Source organism: Aureimonas altamirensis, from assembly GCF_001463885.1.
GTDB lineage: Bacteria > Pseudomonadota > Alphaproteobacteria > Rhizobiales > Rhizobiaceae > Aureimonas > Aureimonas altamirensis.
Genome location: NZ_BBWQ01000011.1, coordinates 79,343 through 93,758 on the forward strand (window position 1 = coordinate 79,343; position 14,416 = coordinate 93,758).

The 14,416-nt window shown below is 65.7% G+C and carries 11 protein-coding genes; 6 read left to right on the forward strand and 5 right to left on the reverse strand.

Translation table 11 applies throughout. From position 1 onward, the window contains the following. Positions 1 to 55: 55 nt before the first annotated feature. The gene (locus AUL31_RS08090) at positions 56 to 1,468 is read right to left on the reverse strand and encodes a helix-turn-helix domain-containing protein (RefSeq protein WP_060604206.1); all 1,413 of its coding nucleotides are present in this window, start codon (positions 1,466 to 1,468) and stop codon (positions 56 to 58) included. 204 nt (positions 1,469 to 1,672) lie between these two features. Between AUL31_RS08090 and aceA the strand changes: the two genes are divergently transcribed. The 6 genes from aceA (at position 1,673) to AUL31_RS08120 (ending at position 9,409) form a co-directional block, all read left to right on the forward strand. Then, positions 1,673 to 2,977 (forward strand): isocitrate lyase, encoded by a 1,305-nt coding sequence (gene aceA, locus AUL31_RS08095; protein ID WP_060604209.1) that lies wholly within the window; start codon positions 1,673 to 1,675, stop codon positions 2,975 to 2,977. Between the two features lie 32 nt (positions 2,978 to 3,009). Next, on the forward strand, positions 3,010 to 3,267 hold the full coding sequence (locus AUL31_RS08100; RefSeq protein WP_244489349.1) for an SMc00767 family acetate metabolism repressor: 258 nt from the start codon (positions 3,010 to 3,012) through the stop codon (positions 3,265 to 3,267). A gap of 92 nt (positions 3,268 to 3,359) precedes the next feature. Next, positions 3,360 to 4,883 (forward strand): glutamine synthetase family protein, encoded by a 1,524-nt coding sequence (locus tag AUL31_RS08105; protein WP_082646854.1) that lies wholly within the window; start codon positions 3,360 to 3,362, stop codon positions 4,881 to 4,883. Next, positions 4,876 to 6,168, forward strand: a complete 1,293-nt coding sequence (locus tag AUL31_RS08110; protein ID WP_060604212.1) for an NAD(P)/FAD-dependent oxidoreductase — start codon at positions 4,876 to 4,878, stop codon at positions 6,166 to 6,168. The genes AUL31_RS08105 and AUL31_RS08110 overlap by 8 nt, the downstream gene beginning before the upstream one ends. A 35-nt stretch (positions 6,169 to 6,203) precedes the next feature. Then, on the forward strand, positions 6,204 to 6,818 hold the full coding sequence (locus AUL31_RS08115; protein WP_060604215.1) for a biliverdin-producing heme oxygenase: 615 nt from the start codon (positions 6,204 to 6,206) through the stop codon (positions 6,816 to 6,818). Beyond that, positions 6,815 to 9,409 (forward strand): HWE histidine kinase domain-containing protein, encoded by a 2,595-nt coding sequence (locus AUL31_RS08120; RefSeq protein WP_060604218.1) that lies wholly within the window; start codon positions 6,815 to 6,817, stop codon positions 9,407 to 9,409. The genes AUL31_RS08115 and AUL31_RS08120 overlap by 4 nt, the downstream gene beginning before the upstream one ends. A gap of 8 nt (positions 9,410 to 9,417) precedes the next feature. Here AUL31_RS08120 and AUL31_RS08125 read toward each other — a convergent pair whose 3' ends face one another. The 4 genes from AUL31_RS08125 to AUL31_RS08140 all read right to left on the reverse strand — a co-directional run bounded on the left by AUL31_RS08125 (position 9,418) and on the right by AUL31_RS08140 (position 14,159). Further along, positions 9,418 to 9,894 carry a hypothetical protein gene (locus tag AUL31_RS08125; protein WP_060604221.1) on the reverse strand — a complete coding sequence of 159 codons (477 nt, stop codon included), beginning with the start codon at positions 9,892 to 9,894 and terminating at the stop codon, positions 9,418 to 9,420. A gap of 88 nt (positions 9,895 to 9,982) precedes the next feature. Beyond that, positions 9,983 to 10,783 (reverse strand): glycosyltransferase family 25 protein, encoded by an 801-nt coding sequence (locus tag AUL31_RS08130; RefSeq protein WP_060604224.1) that lies wholly within the window; start codon positions 10,781 to 10,783, stop codon positions 9,983 to 9,985. Continuing rightward, positions 10,780 to 12,168, reverse strand: a complete 1,389-nt coding sequence (locus tag AUL31_RS08135) for a TrkH family potassium uptake protein (protein ID WP_060604228.1) — start codon at positions 12,166 to 12,168, stop codon at positions 10,780 to 10,782. Before AUL31_RS08135 ends, AUL31_RS08130 begins: the two co-directional genes overlap by 4 nt. A 191-nt stretch (positions 12,169 to 12,359) precedes the next feature. Beyond that, a complete protein-coding gene (locus AUL31_RS08140) occupies positions 12,360 to 14,159 on the reverse strand; it encodes an ABC transporter ATP-binding protein (protein WP_060604230.1) in 1,800 nt (599 codons plus the stop codon). Positions 14,160 to 14,416: the final 257 nt, after the last annotated feature.

Consider the following 14,416-nt stretch of genomic DNA (forward strand, 5'->3'; position numbering starts at 1 on the left):
CTGTCTTCGCTTTCTGGGATGACCCGCTCCGCATATCCACCGGCGACACTCCTACTCAAAAATCGAAAGCCGACAGGCCGCTGACCCAGGCGTCGAGGCCCAGAGGCCGCGTCAGCGGCGGCTCGGCCCGGGCCAGGCAGGCCGCCCGCTCGCAGAGCCGGCACGCCGGCCCCACGGGCACCGGCGCCATCCGGCCGAGCCTGCCATAGATGACCCTATCCTTGAAAGCGACTTCGCAGGCAAGCAGCAGCGCGGTGCGGCGGGGGCGCTCGGCGAAGCCGGCCTTCAACCCCTCCAGCGTGCGCGAGATCGTCAGGAAGGTGGCTCCGTCGGGCATCTCCACCTCTTCCACGATCACGCGCCCGGCCTCGGCGAAACTGTTGTGGATGGCCAGCTTGACGCAGCCGCCGCCGAAGCGGCGGGTGGGAAAGCCCTGCGCCCCCGCCCGCCGGAAGCGGTTGCCGGCCTGGTCCACCTCCATCATGAAGAAGGGCACGCCCGGCGCCCCATGGCGCTGCAGCGTGGTCAACCGGTTGGCCACCTGCTCGAACGAGGCCTGGAATCGACCTGCAAGGGCGTCGATATCGTAGGCCGCCCGCTCGGCTGCGGCATGAAAGGGGCCATAGGGCATGATCAGCGCGTGGGCCGCGTAGCGCGTCAGCTCGAAAAGGGCCAGCCGCCGCGCCTCTGCGCTGGGAAAGGCGAAACTGTCGAGCTCGGACTGGATCGGCTGCGCCAGCGCAAGGGATGCCGCCTCAAAGGCCACCTCGCGCAGCCGGTCCGGCGCGGACAGACGCTCGGACAGGAACAAACGGCGGGAATGCCGGTCGAAGCGGCGGCGCCAGTTGGGCATCGTTTCCACCGGCAGGACGCGCACGGAAACGTCGTGCCGCGCCTTCAGCCAGGTTTTCAGTGCCCCATAGGCATCGTCGCCAAGGCCGATCTCCGTGCTCAGGCCCTCGGCCGCCCCGTCGATGCCGGCGAAGTAGTTGGGCCTGTCTTCCAGCACCTCGCGCACCGCATCCATGGGCAGGCGTGAGCCGGCGGCGTCCAGCGCCTTGCCTTGCCCGGCCAGAAGCACGGACAGGTCCGACAGACGCGCCTCCATTTCCTTGTAGGCGCGATAGAGCTTCGCCATCCCGGCCGCGGCGTTGGGGGCGGCGTCGACGAGATCGCCCATCTCCTGCGGTCCGGGCAATTCGCCCGACAAGAGCGGATCGGCGAAGGCGGCCTTCAGCTCGGCGCGGACACCGTCGCCCTCCCGCGCCTGCAGGCCCGAGAGGTCGACATCGTAGATTTCCGCCAGCCGAAGCAGGATCTGCACCGTCAGCGGCCGTTGATTGCGCTCCAGAAGGTTCAGGTACGAGGGCGATATGCCGAGCTCGGCCGCCATGGCCGTCTGCGTCAGCCCCAGCCCGTTCCGCAGCCGGCGCAATCGTGGCCCGGCAAATATCTTGTTGTCCGCCATGACCGTTTTGACCGCGTTTTTACAACCGTCCTGCTTTACAGATTTTACATCATGACAGGCGCCTTTTGTCAAAGCACGTACAAGCCGACATCTTTCCAGCGCCGCAAATCAGGGTTTTCGCTGCCGTGATCTGGAAGTTCTGTCAATCCTTCTCCCGGACGCAGAGCACGCAAGCACCAGCGTCGTATCAGGGAGTGACAGGACATGACTGATTTTTACAACCTCGTCCAAAGCGCACCGGCAGGCCGCTTCGACACGATCGAGCGTCCCTACACGGCCGAGGATGTAAAGCGACTTCGCGGTTCCGTCCCCATCCGCTACACGCTGGCGGAAAACGGCGCCAACCGGCTTTGGGAGTTGCTCCGCACCGAGGATTTCGTCAACGCGCTGGGCGCGATGACAGGCAACCAGGCCATGCAGATGGTGCGCGCCGGCCTGAAGGCGATCTACCTGTCGGGCTGGCAGGTGGCGGCCGACTCCAACACCGCCTCCTCCATGTACCCCGACCAGTCGCTCTATCCGGCCAACGCCGCGCCGGAACTGTGCCGTCGCATCAACCGCACCTTGCAGCGTGCCGACCAGATCGAGCATTCGGAAGGCCGTCTCAGCGTCGATAGCTGGTTTGCGCCAATCGTCGCGGATGCTGAGGCCGGCTTCGGCGGGCCGCTCAACGCGTTCGAAATCATGAAGGCCTTCATCGAAGCCGGTGCGGCGGGCGTGCATTTCGAGGATCAGCTCGCCTCGGAAAAGAAGTGCGGGCACCTTGGCGGCAAGGTGCTCATCCCGACGGCGGCGCATATCCGCAACCTGACGGCGGCGCGCCTGGCGGCCGACGTGATGGGCGTGCCGACGCTGGTGGTGGCGCGGACGGATGCCGAGGCGGCCAAGCTGGTGACCTCAGACATCGACGAGCGCGACCAACCCTTCGTCGACTACGATGCCGGCCGGACGGCGGAAGGCTTCTACCGCGTGCGCAACGGGCTGGAGCCCTGCATCGCCCGCGCCATCGCTTATGCGCCGCATGCCGATCTGATCTGGTGCGAGACATCCAAGCCGGATCTGGACCAGGCACGCCGCTTCGCCGAAGGCGTCCACAAGGTGCATCCCGACCGGATGCTGGCCTATAACTGCTCGCCCTCCTTCAACTGGCGCAAGAACCTCGACGAGGCGACCATTGCCAAGTTCCAGCGCGAGCTCGGCGCCATGGGCTACAAGTTCCAGTTCATCACGCTGGCCGGCTTCCACCAACTCAATTTCGGCATGTTCGAGCTGGCGCGCGGTTACCGCGACCGGCAGATGGCCGCCTATTCGGAGCTGCAGGAAGCCGAATTCGCAGCCGAGGCGGCCGGCTACACCGCCACCAAGCACCAGCGCGAAGTGGGCACTGGATATTTCGACGCCGTCAGCATGGCCATCACCGGCGGCACATCCTCCACCACCGCCATGGGCGAATCCACCGAAAGCGCGCAGTTCCGGCCGGCAGCGCCGCTGAACGTCGCCGCAGAGTAAACCCGGCAACCGTACCTCAAGGAGCGATCGATATGAGCCTCGTCATGGAAGAAAAGCGCCCGCGCACCCGCGTCCGCGAACGCGCCGAAGAGCAGTCCGCCACCATGGATAGCACACAGCAGGCGGCCATCCGCTCGCTGGCCAACGACCTGCACCGCCTCAACCAGTCGGTCATGAAGGCGGTGGAGGAAGGACTGTCCGTCGAACTGGTGCGCTCGGCGCGCCACCATTCCGGCAATGGCTGCTGGGGAGACCTTCTGGTTCCCGTCATCGTGCGCACCGAACGCTGAAAACCATGCAAGGCGGCCGCAGCGCCGCCTTGCCCGCCTCTACTTGAACTGGCTATCATCGACCGACGCCGAAACCCGTCGCGAAGGATTGCATGGCCAAACGTCCGAAACCCCCAAAATCCGAGGCGGGCACCCCCTCGAGGATCAAGAAGAACGGACAGGTCAGGACAGCCGTCCCCGCCATCGGCGAAAGCGGGCGCAGCGTGCCTCCCCTTGCCAAGGCGGCACGGAAGCGGCCCGCCTTCCTGGATTCCCGGCGCGGCGTCGCTGACATGGACGAGGCGCGCGAATGGCTTGCCGAGCGCCGGATCGAGGATGTGGAGTGCATCACCCCCGACCTTGCCGGCGTTGCACGCGGCAAGATGATGCCCGCCAAGAAATTTACCGGCAATACCTCGCTGGCGCTGCCATCCGCCCTGTTCATGCACACGATCTCGGGCGAATATCCGGAAGAGACGGGCAGCTTCCGCTATTCGCCCAATGACGGCGATCTGAAGCTGGTGCCCGACTTTTCCACCATCGCCGAAGTCCCGTGGGAGACGGACCCGACAGCCGCCATCATCTGCGACCTCGTGGATGTCAACGGCAAGGCGGTCGGCTACACGCCGCGCAACGTGCTGAAGCATGTGGTGGAACTGTACGAGGAAAAGGGCTGGCGGCCCATCGTCGCGCCCGAGATCGAGTTCTATCTCGTTTCGCGCAATGTCGATCCGGATTATCCGCTGACGCCGCCCATCGGTCGTTCTGGCCGGCAGATCCAGAGCGGGCAGAGCTACTCCATCGGCGGCATCAACGAATTCGACGAGCTGATCGACGATATCTACCACTTCTCCGACCGGCAGGGCCTGGAGATCGATACGCTGATCCACGAGGACGGCGCCGCCCAGTTGGAAATCAACCTGCGCCACGGCAACCCGATAGAGCTGGCGGACCAGGTCTTCATGTTCAAGCGCACCATCCGCGAAGCGGCGCTGAAGCACGATATCTACGCCACCTTCATGGCCAAACCGATCCAGGGGCAGCCGGGCTCGGCGATGCACATCCACCAATCCGTGGTGGACCGTCGCACAGGGGCCAACGTCTTCTCCAATCCGGACGGGACGCCCTCGCAACTGTTCCACCACTTCATCGGCGGCATGCAGCGCTATGTGCCGGCCGCACTCGTGATGATGGCGCCCTATGTCAACTCCTACCGGCGGCTGACGCACGGGATGAGCGCTCCCACCAACAATGCCTGGGGCTACGACAACCGCACGACGGCGTTCCGCGTCCCGACATCCGAACCCGCCGCACGGCGGGTGGAGAACCGGCTTCCGTCCTCCGACGCCAACCCCTATCTGGCGCTGGCGGCATCGCTGGCCTGCGGCTATCTCGGCATGACCGAGGGCATCGAGCCGGACCAGCCCACCGACCGCACCGTCAACGAGGACGGCGTCATCTCGTTGCCGCGCGGCCTGTTGGAAGCGGTTGCGGCCTTTGAAGCAGAAGATTCCTTCCAGAACGTCCTCGGCCGCGAGTTTCTGGCCACCTATGCCGGCATCAAGCGCGGCGAATTCGAAACCTTCATGCAGGTGATCAGCCCCTGGGAACGGGAGTTCCTCCTGCTCAATGTCTGAGGCCGGCTACCAGTCTCCCATTTCGCCCGGCCGCTCCTTCTACGAGGACTCGATTGCCGAGCGGCCGCGCTATCCGCGCCTCGACGGCAGCCGCCAGGCCGATGTCCTTGTCATCGGGGGCGGTTTCACTGGCCTCTCGGCTGCCGCGCATCTTGCCCAAGGCGGAGCGCGCGTCGTCCTTCTGGAAGCGGCCCGCCTTGGCGACGGGGCGTCGGGCCGCAACGGCGGCCAGTTCGGCACCGGCCAGCGCCTCTGGCCGGAAGAGCTGGAGCCGCGCATAGGACTGCCCCGTAGCCGCGCCCTGTTCGATCTTGCCGAGGATGCCAAACGCCACCTTCTGGGCTTCATGGCGCGACACGACATCGACGCCAATCTCGGCACCGGGCAGTTGTCGGTCGTCCACCGCAAACGGTTTGCTGCGGATTACCAGGCCCATGCCGAACACATGGCCAGGCACTACGACTACCCGCATCTGTCCTGGCACGAGCCTGCCGACATGGCGCAGCGTCTGGGCTCCGACAGCTATCATGGCGGCCTGCGCGATGCGGCGACCTTCCATTTGAACCCGATGAAGCTTCTTGTCGGTACGGCGCGCGTGGCAGACGCGGCAGGGGCGGTGCTGCACGAGCAAACCCCGGTGACGCGGCTGGAGCCCGTCGCGGGGGGCATCCGCGCCCACACGCCCTTCGGCATCGTCACGGCCGCGCGGGCCCTGGTGGCAACCAATGGCCATGGTGGTTCGCTGGAGCCGCGCGCCGGCGCCCACATCATGCCCATTCGCTCCTACATCGCGGCGACGTCCCCGCTGGCGGAACCGGAGCGCGTTATTCCCGGTGGCGAGGCCGTGGACGATTCCCGCTTCGTCGTGCGCTATTTCCGCAAGAGCGCCGACAACCGCCTGCTGTTCGGTGGGCGCGAGGCTTACATGAGCGGCGATGGCGACATCGCAGGCCCGCTGCGGCGCCTGATCGCCGGCCTCTATCCGCATCTTTCGGACGTCGGCATTACCCACGCATGGGGCGGGACGGTGGGAATAACCATGACGCGCATGCCCTATGTGGATACGCCCCATCCCGGGCTTACGGTCATCGGCGGCTTTTCCGGCCATGGCGTCATGCTGGCGAATTTCTTCGGCCGGCTCTATGCCGAGTTCGCGGCGGGAGCGCCCGACAGGCTCGCCCCGCTCCGCGCGCTGGACATCCCGGCTTTTCCTGGCGGGCCGCAGCTGCGTAGCCCGCTTCTTTTTTTGGCTATGACATGGTTTTCGCTTCGCGACCGGTTGTGATAACCGACGGCGCAAACTGATCTGAAGGCTGCCCCATGAGCGTCGATGCAAATGCTTCCCGAAATCTCCGGTTTCATCTGCGCGCCGAAACGCAAGGCCAGCACGAGGCGCTGGACAGCTCCTTCGCGGCGCTGCTGCCGGTGCCCGATATCGCGGCCTACACCCATTTCCTGCGCATGAACCAGGCCGCCCATGGCGGCGTGGAGGCGTGGCTGGCCACGACGCCGCTTGCGCAGTGGCTGCCCGAATGGCCGGAGTGGAGCCGGCTTTCCGACCTTGAAGCCGACATGGACGTCATGGGCCTGGCGCCGGTGTCGATGCCGCCCTTTGCGCTGGCCGAAAGCGGGCTGCCGGAAGCGGTGGGCGTTGCCTATGTGCTGGAAGGCTCTCGCCTCGGGGCGGTCTTCATCCACCGCGCCTTCGAAAAGGTCGACGCGCCCGCGCGGCTGCCGGGCGCCAGCTTCCGGTATCTTGCCCGCTCCGGCGAGGACAAGCGCTTCTCCCGCCTTGCCGCGCGGATGGACGATCTTGCCTTTACGAAAGAGGAGACGGAACGCTGCGTGGGGGCTGCTCGTTCTGCTTTCGATTATTTCATGAAGGCGCGTGACGACGCGGCCTCTTCAGCCGACAGGGTCATGGTGCCGGTTTGACATCCCAGGACAATGCGCTTTCCTTTGTAGCCGACCTTACCAATTGCGAGCGCGAGCCCATCCAGTTCCTGGGCTCGATACAACAGATCGGCTTTCTGGTCTGCGTCTCGATGGACTGGCTCATCCAGCGCGTGTCCGCCAACATCTCCGATTATGTCGATCGCAGCGTGGACGACCTCCTGGGCGAGCCGCTGAACCTCCTGCTGCCTTCCGTAACGCTTCATACGCTGCGCGGCCGGTTGCAGGTTCTGGCCGCACCGGACAGCGCCGAGCGCCTGTTCGGGATCGACCTTTTCCAGGACGGACGCCTGTTCGACGTGGCGCTGCATCTGTCCGCACAGTCGATCGTCATCGAGGCGGAGCCGGCGGCAGCCAGCAGCTACAACCCCGGCATCCTCATCAAGAACATGATCGCGCGGATCCACCGCACGGATACGCTGGAAAACCTGTACCGCGAGTGTGTCCGGCAGTTGCGCGGCGTCACCGGTTTCGACCGCGTGATGCTGTACCGATTTTCTCCGGACAATTCGGGCCACGTCATCGCCGAGTCCGCCCGAAGCGGGATCGGGTCCTTCCTCGACCTGCATTATCCCTCGACCGACATTCCGGCGCAGGCGCGCAGCCTGTATGTCCGCAACCCGATCCGAATCATCGCCGATGTCGACGCGCCTCCCGTGCCCGTCGTGCCGATGCAGGACCCCATGGGGCAGTTGCTGGACCTGTCGCTGGCCGGCTCGCGCAGTGTGTCGCCGATCCATCTGGAATACTTACGCAATATGGGTGTCGGCGCATCCATGTCGATTTCCGTCATCATCGACGGCCAATTGTGGGGCCTTTTCGCGCTGCATCACTATCAGCCGCGCGTGCTGGGCATGGAGCTGCGCTCTGCCGTGGAGCTGTTCGGGCAGATCGTCTCGCTGACGATCGAAGGGCGGCTCAACAAGGAGCGCCGGCTTCTGGAGGAAGCCACGCGCGATCTGCACGACCACTTCGTCGCCAAGATCGTGGCGGCGACGCCCTCCATCGAGGCGATCGCCGATTTTGCAGAAGAGCTGCGCGCCATCATCCCCAATGACGGCTTCGCCGTATGGGCCAAGGGCGAGGCAAGACTGTTCGGTCAGACGCCGACCGCCGAGGAGATCCAGGCCCTCGCCCGTTTCCTCAACCGCGCCGGGGCCAGCCGGATCTACGCAACGGATTGCCTGTCCGACGTCCATCCCCCGGCCGCCGACTATGTCGATCGCGCCGCCGGCGTGCTTGCCGTGCCGATCTCGCGGTCGCCGCGCGACTATCTCCTGTTCTTCCGCCGCGAGCTCGTCCAGACGGTGACATGGGCAGGCGACCCCTCCACCAAGGAGCGGACGGTTGGACCCCACGGCGTAAGGCTGACACCGCGCAAAAGCTTCGAGGCGTGGAAGGAAACCGTCTATCAACGGTCCGAGAGCTTTTCCGAGGCGACGATCAAGGCCGCGGAATCCCTGCGGGTCAGCATTCTGGAAATCCTTCTCCGCTTCAACGAGGAAAGCGAGCGCCAGCAAAGCCAGGCGACACAGCGTCAGGAGTTGCTGATTGCCGAGCTTAACCACCGGGTGCGCAACGTCCTCAGCCTGATGCGCGCCATCGTGGCCCAGTCCAAGCCGGGAGCGGCATCGATCGAGGATTTCGGCCGCATCATTTCCGGGCGTGTGCAGGCGCTGGCCCGTGCGCACGACCAGCTCACCGCGGACAATTTCAAACCGGTGCTGCTGAGCAGCATCATCCACACGGAAGTTTCGGCCTATATCGGCAACAAGGCGTCGCGCGTCGACGTAAAGGGGCCGGCCCTGACGGTCGAGGCGTCGGCATTTTCCACGCTTGCGCTCGTCTTCCACGAGCTCGTCACCAATTCGGCCAAGTACGGCGCCTTGTCGGATTCGACCGGAAGCGTGCTCGTGGACTATTTCATCGACCAGGACGGCAATTGCCGCATCACATGGCGCGAATCCGGTGGCCCCGCCGTGACGGCGCCAACGCGGCGCGGTTTCGGCACCACCATCATCGAACGCTCGATCCCGCACGATCTTGGCGGCGAAGCACGGCTGGACTACCGTCTGTCCGGTCTCGTCGCCAATTTCCTGCTGCCGGAACGCAGTTTCCGTCCGGCGTCGCAGGTGCCGGGCGGTGACGTCCGAGCTCCGACGAAGGAGGCCGCCGGCATGATGGAAACGCAGAATTCAAGTCTGGATGGGCTGTCCGGCCTGATCGTGGAAGACAACATGATCATTTCGCTGGATGCCGAGCAACTGATGCTCGACCATGGCATGCGCACGGTCTTCATTGCGGCCAGTGTCGCCGATGCCCAAACGATCATCGACAGCGAGAGCGTGGATATCGCTCTTCTGGACGTCAATCTGGGTATGGAAACGTCGTTCGCGCTGGTTCCACGGTTGAACGAGCGCAACATCCCCTACGTCTTCGTCACGGGCTATGGCGAGAAGGTGGAACTGCCTGCCGAGGCCGGATCGGCACAGGCCATCCGCAAACCCTTCGCCTCGGACGATCTTCTGGCCGCGCTGACCGTTGCGCTGGGGCGTCCGGGCGCCCGGGACTAAGCCTTAAGTCAGACCAGCCCGCGCGAGCGGCAGAACTCTACTCGATCGAACATCGTATCGGTTTCCATGACGGAGAAGTGCGGGCTGCCGTCCGGCGCGCGTGTCAGATGCCCGACAAACAGCAGCATGCGCGCATCGCCGCCGCTTTGATGCTGGGACTGGGCGAGACCGCAAAGTTCGACGACGCCGGCCGTGCGCGTGCGCGCCTGAACACGCACCACGCGTCCGCTGACCGGGTCCGCAAGCTGGGGTGACACGCCCTTCAGGATTTCGGCAAGCTCGGCTTCGTCCGGCATGTAGGGCTGGCCGTGCGGCGCCTTTTCGGGCTTGCGCGGAAAGGGCGTGAGCCGGGAATAATCATAGGTCTGGAGCGCGGATGCGGCCGTGGCAAAGCCCGGCGCCTCGCCCGTGCCGCTGCAGCCCGACAATGGCAGAGCGGCAAGGCAAATGCCCGCAAACAGGCCTGGCAGGACACCCGACTTCACGTCCCCGACTCCTCGTCCATCACGATCGACGGCGAACCCTACCGTCTTCCATCGCTTCACTGGAGTCTTGGCGCGGTCACATTCTCTATCATGTGGTCTTTTTCGGTGATGTCGCGTCAAACCGCACATGCCTGTAGCGCAACGCCCCCACCCTGCCGACATGGAAAGGCAGGAGCCGCAATTGCGTGCGCAGCCGCCGCAGCATGAAGGGCAGGTTCGCAAGGGTCGGCGGCAGCCGCTGTCGCTGCGCCTGGACGGACGACGCCGCGGCACCCGGCCCTGCCGCCCCCTCCTGTCCCGCCAGAACATGCTGCTGGATGGCCATGGCCGGCTCGCACACGAAGGCGGCAAGGCCGGCTTCGGCGTGCAGGAAGGCATCCGCCGGTGCGGCACGGCGCGACGCCAGCGCCAGCAGCCGCTTTGCCCCCGCAGGCCAGACGATGTAGGCGGCAGAGCCTGCCTTGTCGCGCGCCAGCGGCACCGCCGTCACGTCTTCGGTCAACGGCCGCGCCCCGGCCCTGCGGACGAAGCGGCGCTTTCCGAAATCCTCCAGATTCAGGAATTCCATCCCGCCCGTCGCCATGGCCGCGCGCAGGACCTGCGGAAGGCGGGGCGACAGCACGGCATCGTCCTCCAGCACCAGCAGGGGCGCATCGGCATCGACCGCCCTTTGCCACGCCGCGCGGTGCGACAGGAAACAGGCCAGCTCCGGCGCCGACAGGGGCCGCTCCCAGCTACGCCCCAGCGCGGCCCGCGTTGCATCGTCGATGGACCCGGCTTCCACCGCCGGCAGCCTGTGCAACGGCAGGCCCAATGCCGCTGCCTGCGCCTCCATGAAGGCCCGGCGCTCCTGCGCCCGGTCGAGATTGATGAAGACCGCGTCCATCATCTGTCCCTCCAAAAGGCCGGCGACAGCAGGATGAGCACGGTCACGATCTCCAGCCGCCCGACCAACATCAGGAATGAGAGGACCCAGAGCGCCGGATCGTCGACGGCCGAAAAGTTGCCGGCCGGCCCGATGACGTCGCCGAAACCCGGCCCGGTATTGGCCACCGCCGTCAGCGCACCCGAAAAGGCCGTGACGAAATCCAGTCCCAGCGTGGCCAGCATGGCGGTTCCCAGCATCAGCAGCATGAAGAACAGCGAAACGAATATGGTCACGCTCTGGATGCCGTCCGCCGAGATATCCTTGTGGCCGTATTTCAGGGACTGGACCGAGCGCGGCCGCAGCAACCGGCCGAAGCCGGCCTGCACCACGTTCCACAGGATCAGGATGCGGTTGACCTTGATGCCGCCGGAGGTGGAGCCGGCGCAGCCGCCGATGAACATGGCAACGAAGAAGACGCCGACGGCGGCATGCGACCAGCGTGTGAAATCCTCCGATATGAAGCCGGTGGTGGTGATGATCGAAACGAAATTGAAGGCCGAACTGACCAGCGCCTCGCCGAAGCCGACCTCGTTGTGCACCATGCGCATGACCACCAGAACGGCGGTCGCCACGACGCAGATGCCAAGGAACAGCGGCACCTGCGGATCGCTCCAGCGCTGGAACTGCCGTGGCAGGAAGAAGCGGATATACAGCACGAAGGGGAGCGCGCCGAGCGTCATGAAAACGGTGGCGACGGCCAGGATGCCGTCATTGTCGAAATAGCCGAGGCTGGCATCCTTGGTGGAGAAGCCGCCCGTGGCGACGGTCGACATTGCGTGGTTGACGGCATCGAAATCGTCCATGCCGAACGAGCCGTAGCTGACCGCGCAGGCGACCGTGAGCACGAGGTAGACCGAGACGATGCCGCTGGCCAGTTGCTGGACGCGGGGCAGCATCTTGTCCGACCTGTCGGAACTTTCGAGGTGGAACAGCGACAGGCCGCCGACGCGCAGCGACGGCAGGATCAAAAGCACCATGCCGACGATACCGATGCCGCCGAGCCAGTTGAGCAGCGAGCGCCACAGCAGGATTCCGCGCGGCATGTCGTCGAGCCCGTTGATGACGGTGGCGCCAGTGGTGGTGAGCCCCGATACCGATTCGAAGACGGCGTCGGATACCGTCAGCCCGATGGACGCCATGTAGAGCGGCACCGCCGCCACCGCGCAGCTCACCAGCCAGACCCCCGTCACCAGCACGAAGCCGAGGCGCGGCGAAGGCTGCACGCGCGGCCCGCGCGTCGCGACGGCAACGAGGCTGCAGAGCGCGGCGATCAGCAGCGATGATCCGACAAAGACGAGATAGTCGTCGTTGCCGTCCGCGAAGTCGACCAGCGCAGGCAGCAGCATCGCCCCGGCAAGGGCCAGGCCGAAAATCGACGAGACGTGGGAAACGATCCTGAAAATACCACGCGCCCCAAGGTGAGTTCGTCTTCGTCGTTCTAAAGGCTAACCGCGTATCGGGGAAGCCATGACAGACCCCCTGCCCGCCCGGTGCGCGCCGCTTCGGGCATGGGGCGGGCAGAGAGCGGACAGGCCTGTCAGCCTGCCCGCATCTGTTCGGTCGCTGCGCCGGCCTGCTGCTCGGTCAGGCGGCGGTAGATGCCGCCGCGCCGCTTGAGCAGGTCCGCATGGGTGCCGTCTTCCACGATCCGTCCCCTGTCGAAGACCAGGATCCGGTCCAGCGTGCGCACCGTCGACAGGCGGTGCGCGATAACCAGCGCGGTGCGCCCGGCCATGAGACGCTCCATCGCCTTCTGGATCAGCAGCTCCGATTCCGAATCCAGCGCCGAGGTGGCCTCGTCGAGAATCAGGATCGGGCAATCGGCCAGGAAGGCGCGCGCCAGGGCCACGCGCTGGCGCTCGCCGCCGGACAGCTTCACGCCGCGCTCGCCGACAAGGGTTTCGTACCCCTGCGGCAATCGCATGATGAAGTCGTGCGCAGAGGCCAGCCGTGCCGCATGCTCGATCTGGCCCTGCGTGGCGCCCGGCCGCCCGTAGGCGATATTCTCCGACAGCGTACGGTGGAACAGGATCGATTCCTGCGGCACGATGGCCACGTTCTGCCGCAGGGACTGCTGCGTGACCTGCGCCACGTCCTGACCGTCGATCCGGATCGCGCCGCCGGTAACGTCGTACAGGCGCTGGATCAGCTTGACGAACGTCGTCTTTCCGGAGCCGGAATGGCCAACCAGCCCGACGCTCTGCCCGGCCGGGATGACGACATCCAGGCCCGAATAAAGCGGCGTCGCGTGGCTGCCGTAGCGGAAATCCACCTTGTCGAAGGCGATCGTGCCCTCGCTGACGCGCAGGGGCCGGGCATCCGGTGCGTCGACGATCTGCGGCGCCTCGTCGTGAAGGTCCACCAGCTCTTCCATCTCGTTCACCGAGCGCTGCAAATTGTTCACATGCATGCCGATGTCGCGGAGATAGCCCTGCAGCACGAAGTAGGTGGTCAACACATAGGTGACGTCGCCCGGCGTTGCCTGCCCGGTGTGCCAGAGATACAGGGCAAGCCCGGCAAGCCCGATACGCGTGATCCACAACAGCACCGTCTGCAGCGACCCGGCCCAGGTGTGCCGCATCCAGGTGACGGCGGTGCGCCGCTTCCATTCCTGCGTCGCGTCGGCAAGCCGCTCCTCTTCCCGCGCCTCGGCGCCGAACGCCTTGACGACGGCGTTGCAGGCAAGCGCATCGGCCAGCACGCCGCCGATCCGCGTATCCATGCGGTTGGACAGGCGCGCCGCCGGCGCGATCCAGCGCACCGACAGGACGACGGTGACGAGAATGTAGGCGATGGCGCCGGCGCCCATGGCAAGGCCCATCACCGGCCATTGCCAGCCGAGGATCGCGACCGCGCCCACCAGCACCACGAGCGAGGGCCAGAGCGCCAGCAGAAGCACGTCGTGCATGATGTCGAGAGACCACATGCCGCGTGTGATCTGCCGGACGGTGGAGCCTGAGAAGCTGTTGGCGTGCCAGTCGGCGGAGAAACGCTGCACCTGCGTGAAGCCGCCGCGCGAGACGCGCTCCATGATGCGCAGGGTCATCGGCACGACCGCCGCCCATGCGATGTGCCGCAGCACGACATAGGCAAGCCCCAGCACGGCCATGGCGGCCAGTGCGTGCAAGGCCGTATCGAGCCCGCCGCCGGTGCCGGAAGAGGCAATCGCATCCACGAGCCGACCCGCGAAGACAGGCATGGCGATGTCGGCCAGCGTTGCCAGCGTGATCGTGCAGAGGATCGTGGCGACCAGTCGCCACTCGCTGCGCCAGTTGGAAAAGGTGAAGGACAGGACGCGGCGATAGGCGCTGCGCCCGCTCTTGATTGACTGGGTCATGGTTCGATGCGGCGCGAAGGCCGCCCTTCATCGCGGACGAATCGGACGTCCGACAGTGATGGAGATATGCTCTGCGGAAGGCGAAGCGGTGGGCCGGCCGGAATGGGCGGCGGACGAGCGGAAGGCGGTACCTACGCCTGGATCGTCGAGGGGCGTGCGAAATCCGGATTGTTCATTCAGCCGCCCCCTTTCTGTCTGCTTCGTTGACGAGAGGCGCCATAAAGCCATCCAAAATCACGCCGGTCAAGCCGCGCGCC

Bases quoted from the DNA above. Each gene is read 5' to 3' on its own strand.
- AUL31_RS08090 (WP_060604206.1), bottom strand. From the start codon at position 1,468: ATGGCGGACAACAAGATATTTGCCGGGCCACGATTGCGCCGGCTGCGG.
- aceA (WP_060604209.1), top strand. From the start codon at position 1,673: ATGACTGATTTTTACAACCTCGTCCAAAGCGCACCGGCAGGCCGCTTC.
- AUL31_RS08100 (WP_244489349.1), top strand. From the start codon at position 3,010: ATGAGCCTCGTCATGGAAGAAAAGCGCCCGCGCACCCGCGTCCGCGAA.
- AUL31_RS08105 (WP_082646854.1), top strand. From the start codon at position 3,360: ATGGCCAAACGTCCGAAACCCCCAAAATCCGAGGCGGGCACCCCCTCG.
- AUL31_RS08110 (WP_060604212.1), top strand. From the start codon at position 4,876: ATGTCTGAGGCCGGCTACCAGTCTCCCATTTCGCCCGGCCGCTCCTTC.
- AUL31_RS08115 (WP_060604215.1), top strand. From the start codon at position 6,204: ATGAGCGTCGATGCAAATGCTTCCCGAAATCTCCGGTTTCATCTGCGC.
- AUL31_RS08130 (WP_060604224.1), bottom strand. From the start codon at position 10,783: ATGATGGACGCGGTCTTCATCAATCTCGACCGGGCGCAGGAGCGCCGG.
- AUL31_RS08135 (WP_060604228.1), bottom strand. From the start codon at position 12,168: ATGCTGCTGCCTGCGCTGGTCGACTTCGCGGACGGCAACGACGACTAT.
- AUL31_RS08140 (WP_060604230.1), bottom strand. From the start codon at position 14,159: ATGACCCAGTCAATCAAGAGCGGGCGCAGCGCCTATCGCCGCGTCCTG.